Genomic DNA, 13,797 nt, shown 5'->3' with positions numbered 1-13,797 from the left:
GGGCGCGGCGCCGACGATGTCGGGCGAGATCGTCGGCATCGGAGGCCGAGCCAACCTCAGGAATATCAACCGCCGCCACCGTGCGGGACGGTTTTCACCCCGCGATCACCTTGCGCGAGCGCGCAGCGCCCGAACGTCCCGCCCGTCCACCCCCGAAGGAGGTGCGAACGCGTGTCAGGCCGAGATGCCGGCGCGCGCGAGCCGCGCGGCCAGCACGCGCGAGAGCAGCGACGCGGCCAGCTGCCCGGCGACCCTCGCCACCAGCGTGACGACGAGGATGGACGGGATCAGGTCGCCCGGCGAGAAGACCGGGAGCGACACGAGGAACAGCACGACACCGGATGCCGCCGCCGCGACCGCCCACCGCCACTCGCCCGGTCGGCGGTCACGCCGGATCCGGTTCAGGAGGCTGACGACGAGGTCGAAGGTCAGGCTTCCTGCCACCAGCGGGACGAGCACCAGGAAGCCGATGGAGCTGAAGGCGCCGGTGAGAAGCCCGGCGAAGAACGACACGAACGTCGCAGCGAACGGGAAGCCGAGCATCCGCCTGGCCAGGAACGGCAGCACGCTGTTGACGGCGACCACCAGGGCGTAGAGCGGCGGCGAGAACGCGGCGAGCGGTCCCCCGACCGGGATGAGGGCCAGCAGCACGAGGGCGGTGAGTGCGCCCAGCGAGGCCAGCACCAGCAGGATGCGCGTCGACGGCGTCAATCCTCCTCCCTGGGCACGACGAGGTGGCGCTCCAGCGCGATGGCGATCGCCTCGTCGCGGCTGGAGACCCCGAGCTTGCGGTAGATGCTGCGGAGCTGCGTCTTCACGGTGTTCGTCGAGACGACGAGCTGCGCGGCGATGACGGAGATCGTCGGCGTATCGACCAGCGCGCGGAGGACGGCCAGCTCACGTTCGCTCAGCACGCTCTCCCTGTCGATCTCGGGCAGCAGGGAGCGGAACGGCATCCCGTCGAACAGGTGCCCGAAGCCGGCATCGCCGAGAGCGGCGACGAGACGCTCGACGTCGCGCGGGGGAAGCAGGGCGACCACGAGCCGCTGACCCGTTCTGTCGAGCAGCGCACCGAGCTGCTCGACGACCGCGCGGGCGCGCATCCTCTCGGAGAACCGCAGCAGCGCTGCCGCTTCGAGCGTGGTTGCGGCGGCAGAGAGGCGCGGGGTGGGCGTCGCGCCCGCCACGTGGCGGAGTTCCTGGAGCGCTGCTCCGTGACGACCGAGCGCGAGTTCCACCCGTGCACGGCCGATGTGGCGTTCGACACCGGCACTCAGATCGCGGCGGAGGATCACATCCGCCGCATCCGGGTTGCCGAGGGCGAGCTGCAGGAGGGCGCGCGTCGGCGCGAGGGCGGACCTGGCGGACGACGAACGGCCCTCCGCTGCGCGCATCCCGGCGAAGCCGTCGAGCTCCGCGAGAGCCACGGCGGCGCGGCCGGCGACGAGTTCGGTCATCGCCTCGGTGATGGCGATGGCGATCCAGTGTTCGATCGTGCGCCGGTCGTGCACCATCGCGCCCAGCTGCTCGCGCGCCGTCGCTGCGTCGAACCGTTCGAGGGCGACCGTCGCCTCGGCGATCCGGTAGAAGGTCCCCGGATACCAGGACCGCTGCATGTCGGTCCATTCGCCGGTCCTGGCGAGGTCGATGTACGCCTCCGACTCGAGCAGGTCGCCCTGCAGAGCACGGATACCGGCCAGCATCGCGAGGTTGCCGAACCCGGGCGAATACCCCGTGTCCGGCGACTCGGCGAGACCCTTCTCGAAGGTCTCCAGCGCCTCGTCCACCTGACCGGCGTAGTACTGCGTCGTGCCGACGTGGGCGTAGACCCTGCTGAGAGCCTGCACCGACCGGCGCTCCGACTCCGGGAGCCCGTCGAGTGCTGCAACGGCCGCCCGCGCGGGACCGATGCCCAGAGTCGGCCGGCCGATCAAGCGGTATGCGGCGCTCTCGCTGGCGAGGATCAGCGCGCGGTCCACCTGGTCGACGTCGCGACGGGATGCGCGGGCCGCCCTGGCGGCGGCGGCGAAGTACCGAAGACCCCTCACCCTGCGATGCGGGACCACGTTGTAGATGATCCCGGCCAGCATCATCAGCAGCGGCCACTCCCTCAGCACCGACGCCGGGATACGGTCGATGATGCCGCCGAGCTCCTCGTCGACGCTCATCAGCAGATCGAACCAGTTCTCACGGACCAGCTCGGACGCCGCCGGGTACGCCCCTGCGGCGATGAGCGCGATCAGTTTCGGCCGCATCGTCCGGTCGACGTGCAGCCGGATGTCGTCGGGGTCCGACGTCTCTTCCGGCGATGGGTCGCGCCCGTCCTGGAACGAGCGCCGCGGATCGGGCGCGCTGAAGGTCACGTGTCAACTCTCGGAGGTTGGTGTTTCCCAGACGAGGCAGCGGCTGGCGTTCCGGCGAGCGGGTAAGGCCGGAATCGCTGCGGTGCCTCATCGGCAACCTAGCACGGGTCGGGGAGCCGCATCCAGCATCCGGAGTCGGGCATGCGGTGTCCGGCATCCGATATCCCGGCGGACACCCACCGATCGGTGACGAGCTCTGGCCGACCGGTGGATGCCCGGCGCGCGCCGGATCGCGACGCTGGGGACATGACGAACACGCTCACTCCTTCCATTGCCCTCCGTCCCGTCCTCGTGCTGCTGGCGACGTTCGCCGCGGTCAGCCTCGCGATGATCGCCGTCCTGATCGTGCAGAGCGCGACCGGCGCCGACGTCGCCACCGCCATCTGGGTGCGCTGCTCGCTGGTGCTCGCCAGCGCGGTCGTCATGCTCCTGATCGCCCGGAGCGCCGCCCGCGGGTCGCGTGGGGCGTTCGTGCGCATCCGGATCATCAGCGCGGTGGTGGTGGCCGCGGTCATCGTCATCGTGGCGATCCCCGGGTTCCTGCCCGGATGGGTGCGGATCGAGCAGGCACTGTGCGGGCTGCTCATGCTGCCCGCAGCGATCCTGCTCAACCGTCCGAGCCTGCGCCGGCTGTACCCCAAGGGCGCGTAGGGTCTGGCTATGATCGATCCGCGCTGGCGGACCGTGCTCGCGGTCGCGCCGTACGTGGTGCTCGGGATGCTCGTCGCCTTCGCACTCGGAATGCAGTGGGGCGACCCGGCGCACCTGGTGCCCGAGCTGCTGCTCTGCCTCGCGTACGGGCTGCTCGTGCTGGTGCTGCGAGACCTGCCGTTCCCGTGGAGGGGTGGCACCGCATCCATCGCCGTGCTGATGCCTGCGCTGATCCTGCTGAACCTCGTGCTGGTGCTGTACCAGGGCTGGTTCGCCTTCCTGACGATCGCCACGTTCTCGATCGCGTACTCGCTGGTGCCGTGGCCGTGGGAACTCGTGGCGGTCGGCGCGACCGCCGTCGTCGCCGGGCTCGCCCAGGCGTCGAGCTTCAGCCACGGAGTGGCCGGGACGATCGGCCGGGTGCTCGTGGTCGCGCTCAATGTCGTGGCGATGTGCGGGCTGTCCTGGGGTCTGCGGCTGTCGCAGCGGCAGCTGGAGATCACCGCGACCGAGGCGGAGCGTGGCCGCCTGGCGCGCGAGATCCACGACACGCTCGCCCAGGGTTTCGCCGGGATCGTCACCCAGTTGCAGGCCGCGGAGCACGCGGCCGACGACGGTGCGCGCGAGCGGCACACGGATGCCGCCCTCGCCCTCGCCCGCGACGGCCTGGCGGAGGCGCGACGCTCAGTGCAGGCACTCCGCCCCGCCGCCCTCGACACCGCTGGGCTGCCCGAGGCGATCCGCGAGACGGCTCGGCGCTGGTCGGCACGCACGGGCATCCCGATCGACGTGACGACGACCGGTTCCGCCAGGACGCTGCCGGTGGAGGCGGAGGTCGCGCTGCTGCGGACGGCCCAGGAGGCGCTCGCCAACGTCGAGCGGCACGCGGATGCGCACCGGGTCGCGCTCACCCTGCGGCACGACCAGCGGGGAGCGCGCCTGGAGGTGCGCGACGACGGGCGCGGCTTCGAGGCTGGAACCCCTCCCACCGGCGAGGACGCCGGCGGCGGTTACGGTCTCATCGCGATGCGCGAGCGCATCACAGCGCTCGCCGGCAAACTCGAGATCGAGTCCTGCCCCGGCCGCGGCACCTCCGTCCGGGCGGAGGTCCCCGGATGAGCTCGGTGAGCCCGGAGAGCCCGGTGAGCCCGATGCGCCCGGTGCGCCTCCTCGTCGTCGACGACCATCCCGTGGTGCGCGACGGCATCGTGGGCATGGTCTCCTCCGACGCCGGGATCGAGGTCGTCGGCGAGGCGTCGGACGGCGCGGAAGCCGTGCGCCTCGCGGGAGCCCTGCAACCGGATGTGGTGCTCATGGACCTGCGCATGCCAGGGATGGACGGGGTCGCGGCGATCCGCGAACTCCTCCGCCTCGGGGTGCGCAGCCGTATCGTCGTGCTCACCACCTACGACTCCGACGCCGACGTCCTCCCCGCCATCGAGGCGGGAGCCACCGGCTACCTCCTCAAAGACGTCCCCCGCGACGAACTCGTCCGCGCCGTGCACGCCGCCGCGAACGGCCACTCTGCCCTCGCGCCGTCCGTCGCCTCCCGCCTCGTCGACAGGGTCCGCACGCCGGAGGCCAGCCTGCTCAGCCCCCGGGAACTGCAGGTGCTCGCCCTCGTCGCCGACGGCGCCACCAACCGCGAGGCCGGAGCACGCCTTCACCTGAGCGAGGCGACCGTAAAGACCCACCTGCTCAGCATCTACGCCAAACTCGGCGTCGGCGACAGGGCCGCGGCGGTGGCGGAGGGCTTCAGGAGGGGGCTGCTGGACCGGTAGGGAGACGCGCAACCAAGCTTGCCATCCATTTGATATACCACATCTTTCGCATTAGCGTGGGCTGCGGATGTGGGATTCCGCGCCGCCCCGGTTCGAGGGGTCGCGTGCACCCGCGACGGATGCGGGGCGGTGCACACAGGTATGCGGGTGGTGTTCGACGATGGTGCTGCCGACTCTCTGATCCGGGTGGCGTCGTCGGGTGCGCAACGGTTGCGGGATCAGGCTGGGGAGCGGCGTAGTAGCGCGGAGGGTGCTGCGGCGGACTTCTCCGGCGCGTTCGGGCGGTTGTTCGAGCAGGCGTGCGGGGCGGAGTCCGAGGACCGGATCCGGTTGGCTGTGGTGTTGGAGGAGTTGGCGGCTGGGCTGGCGGAGGCGAAGGTTCTGGCGCAGCGGGAGAAGGACCGGTTGACTGCGGTCGCGCAGTGGCGGGTGCGGGAGGATCAGCGGGTCAGGGATCGGGCGGCGGATCCCACCGGGCTTGTCCATGCGGACAGTGGGCTGACCGATCCGGAGCCGTCTGCTGTGGCGGTGGCGCCGCCGACGGTGTCTGCGGCGTTCGCGTCCAGGGAGCGCCGCCGGACCGCGGACGGGTCGGCGAAGGGGAAGACGTCGGCGGATCCGGTGGCGTTGCGGGGGTTCGTGACCCGGTCGCGGGCGTTGAACGCGGTGTTGGAGTCGGAGGTGGCGGCGGTCAGGAACGCGTGGGCCGGGTTCGCTGCTGGATGTTCGTGGGTGCGGGTGGGCACGGTGACGTTCACGGGCGGGTTCGAGCGGATGCTGGCGGAGAACCACGCGGACGCGACCTGGATCGAGCGGGTCGCCGCCCAATTCGAGAAAGCCGGCGGTGGCACGCTGTCGCACACGGTGTTGAACAAGGCGGCCCGGTCAACGGTCCTGGACGTGGCGAAGGGGACGGCGTTCCAGAACTTCCTCAACGGGAACCTGTCCCCGGCCGAGGCGGCCGCGTACTGGAACTCCCTTGGCCTCGACGTCGACGAGATCCGGTTGCTGCCGCCGGAGACGCTGCTTCGCCTGTCAAGTCTGCCGGGGCTGCCGGCGGCAGCGCAGGATGCGGCGTCGCGCGAGTTCCTGAAGTACGCGCTGAAGCACCCGGAGGACGCGTACCGCATGATGGGCTTCGCCGACCCGTGGAAGTACCCGTTGTACGGTTCGCCGATCCGGAGGACCGAGGATCTGGACATTCAGCAGTTCACCGACCAGCTGCACGCAATCGACGACGCGCTCAAGAAAGCGGCGAAGGACGCGAAGAACCTCCCGGGCAATCCGGTGGTGCAGTTGATCGGCCTCGGTGCACACGACGGCGCGTTGGTGGCGGCTGTCTCGTTCGGCGACCTGGACACGGCATCCCATGTCGGGGTGAATGTGTCGGGGATGAACTCGAATGTCGGCGACATGGAATACGGGAACGATGCCGCCGCGCTGCTTTACGAGCGTGCCAGCAGAAAAAACCCGTTCGAGTCGTTCGCGGTGGTGAACTGGATCGGGTACCGGTCGCCGACGACCGTGGACGAGGTGCACGGCATGGACCGGGCAGAGTCCGGGGGGCGGCAGTTGACGGACTTCCTCAACGGCATACACGCCAGCCGACACCAAAGCGGAGTTCCGATCGAGCAGTTCAACGTGTACGCACACTCCTACGGATCGACCGTCGCCGTCGAAGCACTCAAACACCTCGACTTCGACATCGACGTTCTGGCCACCTACGGTTCGGCGGGGGTGAAGAACGGCACCACCACCGACCAACTTCACGCCAAGGATGTGCTGGCCACCCACGCGAAGGGCGACGGCATCGCGAAGCTCGGCCAGCACGGCGGCAAAAGCCTCGACCCCCGCGACATCGCGGGCGTGAAGAAGTTCAGCGCAGAGGACTCGGTCAGCGCGGACGGGAAGAAGCTGAAACGGACCACCATGCACGACATGTATCAAGAAGAAGACACCTGGTCGCTCTCGAATATGTGGGCAGGCACTGTCGGCTACCTCTCGCCCGACGCGACCGCGCAAGATCAGATGTCAAGGATGCTCGCGACCGGAGCGAAATGACAGGCGGCGGCGGACACGTTTTCACCCGGTGGCGGTGGATAGCGGGCGTAGTGATGACAGTGTTGGCAGTGAGTATCAGCGGGTGCGCAGAAATGGGAGCGATGATGACGTCGACGGTGCAGGATGCGGCAGGAATGACCCGGGGCGAGGTGGAACGGCTCACCCCAGAGCAACGCTTCGACCTCTACGGTGAACGCTACGAGCGCATGAAAGAGCTGATGACCGAAGCGCAGGAACAGGTCAGCACCGATCCGTGGCGCTGGCTCGTCGGTGGTGTCGGCGGGCCAGCATCTGGCCCGACCGCTTCCGACCCGCTCCCCGGGGCCACTGGACAAAACGCGTACTACATCCGAATGTCGCGTGCGATCTTCCCCCCTGGGGCGGTCGGTGATCGGGCCGATGCCGAGCCGGTCTACGACTACTTCGAATCGAAAGGATGGGCAGCCGAGCTCATCTGGATCGAGGACGACCTGAAACTCGGGTTCGACAGGTACGACGTCCGCGCGATCACCGACGACGGCTACCGCCTGATCTACGAAGTGCAGGAGAACGGCCAGTACAACCTGGACGTCAGGAGCGACATGTTCTGGGGCGACCAGGACGAACTCTCCAGCGACATTGCTTACCGCATCCCGGAAGACCAGTTCTTCCCCCCAGACGAGACCTCCCTCCCCGGCGTATACGTGCCGTTCCCGAAGTGGAGCGACCCGAAAGTCTGGGGGCCGGAGGTCGATGAGGATTGACGCGGATACTACGGTGAAGCTCCCATCGCGTAGATCTGCCCGCGCGCGGCGGCTGAGGTGGATTTCCGGCCTCGTAGCGCTGTCTCTGACACTCGGCTTAAGCGGGTGCGCGGAAATGGGAGCGATGATGACCTCGACGGTGCGGGACGCGGGAGGGATGACCCGGGGCGAGGTGGAGCGACGCACCCCGGAGCAACGGTTCGAGCTCTACCGCGAACGCTACGAACGTATGAAAGAACTCATGACCGAAGCGCAAGAGCAGGTCAGCACCCAACCGTGGCGCTGGCTTATCGGCGGTGTTGGCGGGCCCACGTCCGGCCCGACCGCTTCCGATCCGCTCCCCGGGGCCACCGCCCGGAACGCGTACTACATCCGAATGACGCGTGCGATCTTCCTAGCGGGGGCAGTCGGTGATCGGGCAGATGCGGAGCCGGTCTATGACTATTTCCAGTCGAAGGGGTGGGCGGCTGAGTTGCTCTGGATCGAGGACGACCTCGGCACTGGCCCGGATCGTCACCGGGTTCGTGCGGACACGGAGGACGGCTATCGCCTGACCTACGAGGTGCGCGGGAACGGTCACTACAACTTCAAAGTTGTCAGCAACATGTTCTGGGGCGACCAGGACGAACTCTCCAGCAGCATCGACTATCGCATCCCCAAAGGCCAGTTCTTTCCCCCGGACGAGACTTCCGTCCCCGGCGTCTACATCCCGTTCCCGAAGTGGAGCGACCCGAAGCTCTGGGGGCCGGAGGTCGACGAGGATTGACGCGGATACCATCGGCGAGGCTCCCACCGCGTAGATCTGCCCGCGCGCAACCCAGGTAGGGGGAGCCGCTTTGAGCACCTAGCGCCGGATGAGGGAGCCCGGCCATGAGCGGCGAGGATGCTGGGGCGGGAGCCTGCGTCGATGGGGATGGCAGCATCCGCGGGTCGTCCCCTCGCTCGCGGTCGCCCCAGCCGAATCGCGCGCCGCCGAGGCCGCCGCGCCCGCGTACTCCTCGACCTCGGTCGGCAGGCGGCGACCGACCCGGGAAGAGTGCGCGGACGCGTGCTCGAAACTCACCCGGGCCACCGGATGCCGCTCCGCGAGCGCGTCGATCGATTCTGCGCTGGCGAAGCCAGTAGCGTCGAGCGTGCGCTGCACCATCGTGACGAACCCGCTTGCGTAGACGAACACGTCGAACTGCTCCTTCGTCACCGCATGCGCATCTATGAGTCGGTCAGCACCGCATTGACCTTGAAGCGCCTCAGTCCCGCGCCATCGCCGCCGCGTAGTGCGCCTCCACATCCACGTATGCGTCGTCGGCGATGTCGAACACCACCTTGACGATGGTGCCTCCTTCGAATTCGAACCGGGAGCCGGTGTACTGGCTGGACACCGCATCCCCGCTGTCGTAGCCGATGCAGAGGCCCTCTCCGCAGAGCGAGAAGTGGCCGAGGACCGTGCGGATCTCTTTCTCGCCGACCTTCTGGTCGTCGATGTAGAGCGACAGCGGGCCGATGCCTTCCCGGTATTCGCCCATCCTCTCCTTGGTGAACTCCACGCCGATGATGTGCTTGCCCGGGCCGGGGACGGGTGTCGAGATGACGTCTTCCGGCGGGATGCCGAGGAAGTTGTACACGTAGTTCACCTGCCCGTCCTTGATGAACAGGGCGTGGCCGCCGAACCGGGAGCCGTGCGCGAAGACGACGCCCTGGCTGTCGGCCGTCAGGTCGAGCTCGGCGAGCACCTTGAAGGAGACGCCGTGGGTGTTCGCCGCCGACCGTTCGGGGACCTCGGACGTGCCCGGGTAGTAGGTGTACTGCCCGCTCGGCGGCACTGGCACCTTGAACTCCATGCCGAGGAACGTCTCGTAGTCTTTCGGGTTGCCGATGATCTGCAGATCGTTCAGCGGCAACACGAGGTTGCGCTTCGCCTCCTCCAGCCAGAGCGCCTTCAGCTTCTCCAGCCTGGCCGGGTCGTCGGCGGCGAGGTCGTGCGCCTCCGACCGGTCGACGTCGGTGTGGAAGAGCTGCCAGGTGTCGTTTGCGAAACCGCTCATGCCGCTCACCGGCCCGTGCTCGGCGACGGCCTTCCAGCCGTTGTGCCAGATGCCCCGGCTGCCGAGCATCTCGTAGTACTGCGTCTCCTTCGTGGTCGGCCCGTCCGGGTCGGCGTCGAAGGTGTACGTCATCGGAACGCCGTCCAGCGGGCGCTGCTCCACGCCGGCGTACGTGTCCGGCATCTCCACGCCGCAGACATCCAGGATGGTCGCGACGATGTCGGTGGAGTGGTGGTACTGGTTGCGCACCTCCCCCGCACTCCGGATGCCCGCCGGCCAGTGGATCACCAGCGGGTCGCAGACGCCGCCCTGGTACGTGTACCGCTTGAACATCCGGTACGGGGTGGAGAACGCGACCGCCCATCCCGTCGGGTAGTGGTTGTACGTGTTCGGCGAGCCGAGCTCGTCCACCATCGACAGGTTCTGCTTCTCGTCGTCCGGGTACCCTCCGAACACCTTGCCTTCGTTCACGGAGCCGTTAGGGCTGCCCTCACCGGATGCGCCGTTGTCCGCGCAGTAGATGATGAGCGTGTTGTCGAGCTGGCCGGACTCCTCCAGGTAGTCGACGATGCGGCCGACCTGGGCGTCCGTGTACTCGGAGAACCCGGCGTAGACCTCGGCCATCCGGGAGAACATCGCCTTCTCCTCGTCGGTGAGCTCCGCCCACGGGCGCACGGCGTCGGTCTGGGTGAACGTCCCCGGCGGCATCGGGTTGATGGCGGTCAGCTCCGTGCCCTCCGGCAGCAGCCCGCGCTCGATCATCCGCGGCAGCACCCACTCGCGGTACGCCTCGTAGCCGTCGTCGAACGCGCCCTTGTACTTGTCGATGTACTCCTGCGGGGCGTGGTGCGGCGCGTGGTTGGCTCCCGGGCAGAACCACATGTACCAGGGCTTGTCCGGCTCTGTCTGCTTCACATCCCGCAGCATCTTCAGCGCCTGGTCAGCGAGGTCTTTGGACAGGTGGTACCCCTGCTCGGGGAGGTACGGCTGGTCGATGTAGTGGTTGTCCTCCGCGAGCGACGGGAACCAGTTGTTCGTCTCGCCGCCGATGAAACCGTAGAAGCGGTCGAAGCCTTGCGCGAGCGGCCAGTTCTTCTTCGACGCCCCCGCCGTCCACTCGTCGATCGGCACGTTGTGGTTCTTCCCGACCCAGAACGTGGCCCAGCCGGCGTCCCGCAGCACGTTCGCCATCGTCGCGTTCGCCGGGGGGATGTGCGAGTTGTACCCGGGGAACCCGGTGCTCGACTCCGAGATGGTCGCGAACCCGTTGGCGTGGTGGTTGCGACCGGTCAGCAGCGTCGAGCGCGTGGGAGAGCAGAGCGCCGTCGTGTGCCACTGGCTGTAGGTGAGCCCCCCGGCCGCCAGCCTGTCCATCGTCGGCATCTGGATACGCCCGCCGTACGGCGACCACGCCGCCTGACCCGTGTCGTCGAACAGCACGAGGAGGACGTTCGGCGCCCCCTCGGGAGCTTTCGGCGGGAGGAAGGCTTCCCAGTCCGCCTCCGAGTCCCGCACATCGAGTTCGATCTTGCCTTGGAATTCTCGCGTCACAGCCGGTTCCCCACGTCTCTGCGTACCCCATCACCACACAGGCGGCGCACGACTATGTGCGCCCTCGGCGTCGGGAAATGCGCATCCGACGCTGTCGTTCAGACGATTCCGACTCGAACGTAACCCGCGACGCTCCGTCTCGTCTAGAGCCCACGTGTCCCCCTAGACGCGGGCCCCGGCACTGACTAGCCTTCCCTCACAGTCGCGGTGCCGAGGCAATCGGAGGGGATCGACATGTCAGTACGCCCGCTCGCCGGCCTCACCGGCCGGAACGCGGTGCGCGAGATCGTGTCGGGCGTCACCCTGCTGGCCATCGCCGTCCCGTTGAACATCGGATACGCGCAGATCGCCGGCCTGCCGCCGACGGCCGGCCTGTACGCGCTGGTGCTCCCGGGGATCGTGTGGGCGCTGCTTGTCTCGTCCCGCCAGCTGGTGGCGTCTCCGGATGCGGCTGCCGCTGCCCTCGTCGCATCGTCGCTCGGCGGTCTCGCTGTCGCGGGCAGCGCCGACTACATCACGCTCGCGCTCGCGCAGGCGCTGATCTGCGGCGTCCTGTTCCTGCTCTGCTCGTTCTTCAAGCTCGGGTTCCTCGCGAATTTCCTGTCCAAGCCCATCCTGATCGGCTTCGTCGGCGGCCTGGCCCTCGACATCCTGGTGTCGCAGGTCGCCAAGATGCTGGGGGTCAAGATCGACTCCGGCGGCGAGTTCACCGACAAACTGACCGGGCTGTTCACCGGCCTCGGCCACCTCAACGTGTGGTCGCTGCTCATCTCGGTGGGCGCGCTGATCATCCTGCTGGTCGGCCGGGTGCTGGCGCGCGCGGTGCCGTGGGCGCTGGTGGTGCTCGTGGTGGCGACCATCGTGGTGGTCCTGAGCGGTGCGGAGAAGGCGGGCGTCTCCGTGCTCGGCGCCGTCGAAGCCGGGCCGCCGAAACTGACCTGGCCGGTGATCGACTGGTCGATGTGGCTGGCGCTCATCCCGTCGGCCATCGCGCTGACGATCGTGTCGATGGGCGAGGGACTGCTGGTCTCCCGCTCGTACGGGGAGAAGCGCGGATACCCGACGAAGCCGAACAGGGAGCTGCTCGCCTTCGGCGCTGCCAACCTCGCGGCCGGGGTGTCCGGCGGCTTCACGGTCGGGTCGTCCACGTCGCGCACGGCCGCGATGGACCAGGCGGGATCGCGGACGCAGCTGCCGACCATCGTCACCGCCATCGGCACGCTCGCGCTGCTGATCTTCGGCACGGCGCTGCTCGAGCACATCCCGTCGCCCGCCATCGGCGCGATCGTCGCCGTCGCCGTGGTGCCGCTGCTCGGGATCGCCGACTTCGCCGCCCTGTGGCGCCAGGACAGGTTCGAGTTCGCCATCGGCGCCGTGTGCTTCCTGGTGACGCTGTTCGTCGGATCCATCGCCGGCATCGTCGTGGCGTTCGTGCTCGCCGTCATCAACGTGACGCGGCGGGCGGCGAACCCGGCCATCGACACGCTCGCAGCCGACGGGGACCCGCAGAGTTCCCTCCTCGACACCGCACAACCCGGCGAGCCGACCGCGCCGGGCGTCGTCGTCGTACGGCTCGCCGCCCCGCTCTTCTTCGCGAACAGCGTCACCTTCGGGCAGGCGGTGCAGCGCGCGGTGACCTCCGCCGACGGCGTCCGGCACGTCGTGCTCGACCTGGAGGCGGTCACGGACGTGGACGTGACCGGCGCAGAGGGCTTCCGCAGCGTGCACGAGTGGCTCACCGACCGCCACGTCGACCTCGGACTGAGCAGGATGCGCCCCGGCCTCCGCGACCGGATGCAGCACCTCGGCCTGCTCGACGGCGTCACCGTCTACGACACGAACCGGGATGCGCTCGCCCGGCTGACCGACCCCCGACCGCCGGGGAGCACCAGCCGTGCCGGAGCCTGAGAGACGAAGGAGACCACCATGCCTCAAGTGATCGGAGCGATCCTCCCGCTGGCGATCGGTGTCGCCATCAGCCCCATCCCGATCATCGCGGCGATCCTCATGCTGCTGTCGCCACGGGCGAGGAGCACGGGCGTCGGCTTCCTCCTCGGCTGGCTCGTCGGCGTGATCGTCGCCGTGACCGTCTTCACCCTGCTCGCCGCCGTGCTGCCGGAGAACGACCCGGATGCGTCGAAGCCGATCGCCGGGACCATCCAGCTCATCCTGGGTGTCCTGCTGCTCCTGCTGGCGGTGCGGCAGGGGCGGTCGCGGCCGAAGCACGGAGAGGAGCCTGCCCTGCCGAAGTGGATGAGCGCCATCGACTCGATGACCACCGGCCGCGGTCTCCTGCTCGGCTTCGTCCTCGCCGCCGTCAACCCCAAGAACCTGCTGCTCGCGGCGAGCGCGGGCATCGTCATCGGTTCCGCCGGTCTGTCCGTCGGTTCGGAGATCCTCGCCATCGCGGTCTTCACGGTGATCGCCGTCATCTCGGTCGCCGCTCCCGTCATCGCCTACCTCGTCGCCGCCGACCGGATGCGCGGCCCGCTCGACGCACTGCGCGGCTGGCTGGTCCACAACAACGCGACCGTGATGGCCGTCCTGCTGCTCGTCATCGGCGTCTCGGTGATCGGCAAAGGCATCGGAAGCTTCTAGCCGGTCG

12 protein-coding genes are annotated in these 13,797 nt (G+C 68.7%); 8 read left to right on the top strand and 4 right to left on the bottom strand.

What is annotated here, in order from left to right; genetic code table 11:
- Positions 1-174: 174 nt before the first annotated feature.
- The gene (locus tag ACN6M5_RS15775) at positions 175-711 is read right to left on the bottom strand and encodes a hypothetical protein (protein ID WP_168688499.1); all 537 of its coding nucleotides are present in this window, start codon (positions 709-711) and stop codon (positions 175-177) included.
- Entirely contained in the window at positions 708-2,363 is a 1,656-nt protein-coding gene (locus ACN6M5_RS15770) for a LuxR C-terminal-related transcriptional regulator (protein ID WP_434951264.1), read from the bottom strand. Before ACN6M5_RS15770 ends, ACN6M5_RS15775 begins: the two co-directional genes overlap by 4 nt.
- Before the next feature lie 246 nt (positions 2,364-2,609).
- On the opposite strand from ACN6M5_RS15770, the gene ACN6M5_RS15765 reads away from it, so the two are divergent.
- From ACN6M5_RS15765 to ACN6M5_RS15740, 6 genes are all read left to right on the top strand, one after another.
- Complete coding sequence (locus tag ACN6M5_RS15765; RefSeq protein ID WP_434951262.1) at positions 2,610-3,014, top strand: hypothetical protein; 405 nt, start codon at positions 2,610-2,612, stop codon at positions 3,012-3,014.
- A 9-nt stretch (positions 3,015-3,023) separates the two neighbouring features.
- Positions 3,024-4,133, top strand: a complete 1,110-nt coding sequence (locus ACN6M5_RS15760) for a sensor histidine kinase (protein WP_434951260.1) — start codon at positions 3,024-3,026, stop codon at positions 4,131-4,133.
- On the top strand, positions 4,130-4,795 hold the full coding sequence (locus ACN6M5_RS15755; protein ID WP_434951258.1) for a response regulator: 666 nt from the start codon (positions 4,130-4,132) through the stop codon (positions 4,793-4,795). The genes ACN6M5_RS15760 and ACN6M5_RS15755 overlap by 4 nt, the downstream gene beginning before the upstream one ends.
- A 129-nt stretch (positions 4,796-4,924) precedes the next feature.
- On the top strand, positions 4,925-6,856 hold the full coding sequence (locus ACN6M5_RS15750) for an alpha/beta hydrolase (RefSeq protein WP_434951256.1): 1,932 nt from the start codon (positions 4,925-4,927) through the stop codon (positions 6,854-6,856).
- A gap of 104 nt (positions 6,857-6,960) precedes the next feature.
- Positions 6,961-7,599, top strand: a complete 639-nt coding sequence (locus tag ACN6M5_RS15745; RefSeq protein ID WP_434951254.1) for a hypothetical protein — start codon at positions 6,961-6,963, stop codon at positions 7,597-7,599.
- A gap of 127 nt (positions 7,600-7,726) precedes the next feature.
- Positions 7,727-8,365 (top strand): hypothetical protein, encoded by a 639-nt coding sequence (locus ACN6M5_RS15740; protein WP_434951252.1) that lies wholly within the window; start codon positions 7,727-7,729, stop codon positions 8,363-8,365.
- 78 nt (positions 8,366-8,443) lie between these two features.
- On the opposite strand, the gene ACN6M5_RS15735 is transcribed toward ACN6M5_RS15740, so the two are convergent.
- Complete coding sequence (locus tag ACN6M5_RS15735; protein ID WP_434951250.1) at positions 8,444-8,887, bottom strand: SUMF1/EgtB/PvdO family nonheme iron enzyme; 444 nt, start codon at positions 8,885-8,887, stop codon at positions 8,444-8,446.
- Positions 8,847-11,192, bottom strand: a complete 2,346-nt coding sequence (locus ACN6M5_RS15730; protein WP_434951248.1) for an arylsulfatase — start codon at positions 11,190-11,192, stop codon at positions 8,847-8,849. The genes ACN6M5_RS15735 and ACN6M5_RS15730 overlap by 41 nt, the downstream gene beginning before the upstream one ends.
- Before the next feature lie 234 nt (positions 11,193-11,426).
- On the opposite strand from ACN6M5_RS15730, the gene ACN6M5_RS15725 reads away from it, so the two are divergent.
- Both ACN6M5_RS15725 and ACN6M5_RS15720 read left to right on the top strand, forming a co-directional pair.
- The gene (locus tag ACN6M5_RS15725) at positions 11,427-13,100 is read left to right on the top strand and encodes a SulP family inorganic anion transporter (protein ID WP_434951246.1); all 1,674 of its coding nucleotides are present in this window, start codon (positions 11,427-11,429) and stop codon (positions 13,098-13,100) included.
- 18 nt (positions 13,101-13,118) lie between these two features.
- The gene (locus ACN6M5_RS15720; protein WP_434951244.1) at positions 13,119-13,790 is read left to right on the top strand and encodes a GAP family protein; all 672 of its coding nucleotides are present in this window, start codon (positions 13,119-13,121) and stop codon (positions 13,788-13,790) included.
- Positions 13,791-13,797: the final 7 nt, after the last annotated feature.

The sequence above is a fragment of the Leifsonia araucanica genome (assembly GCF_051161895.1).
Classification (GTDB): Bacteria; Actinomycetota; Actinomycetes; order Actinomycetales; family Microbacteriaceae; genus Leifsonia.
Note: the sequence above shows the minus strand (reverse complement) of the source record. Positions and strands in the feature narration are given on the sequence as shown.

What these genes read in the sequence shown, in the direction of transcription:
- ACN6M5_RS15755 (WP_434951258.1), top strand. Translation starts at nt 4,130, where the DNA reads ATGAGCTCGGTGAGCCCGGAGAGCCCGGTGAGCCCGATGCGCCCGGTG.
- ACN6M5_RS15760 (WP_434951260.1), top strand. Translation starts at nt 3,024, where the DNA reads ATGATCGATCCGCGCTGGCGGACCGTGCTCGCGGTCGCGCCGTACGTG.
- ACN6M5_RS15720 (WP_434951244.1), top strand. Translation starts at nt 13,119, where the DNA reads ATGCCTCAAGTGATCGGAGCGATCCTCCCGCTGGCGATCGGTGTCGCC.
- ACN6M5_RS15735 (WP_434951250.1), bottom strand. Translation starts at nt 8,887, where the DNA reads ATGTGGAGGCGCACTACGCGGCGGCGATGGCGCGGGACTGAGGCGCTT.
- ACN6M5_RS15740 (WP_434951252.1), top strand. Translation starts at nt 7,727, where the DNA reads ATGACCTCGACGGTGCGGGACGCGGGAGGGATGACCCGGGGCGAGGTG.
- ACN6M5_RS15745 (WP_434951254.1), top strand. Translation starts at nt 6,961, where the DNA reads ATGACGTCGACGGTGCAGGATGCGGCAGGAATGACCCGGGGCGAGGTG.
- ACN6M5_RS15725 (WP_434951246.1), top strand. Translation starts at nt 11,427, where the DNA reads ATGTCAGTACGCCCGCTCGCCGGCCTCACCGGCCGGAACGCGGTGCGC.
- ACN6M5_RS15765 (WP_434951262.1), top strand. Translation starts at nt 2,610, where the DNA reads ATGACGAACACGCTCACTCCTTCCATTGCCCTCCGTCCCGTCCTCGTG.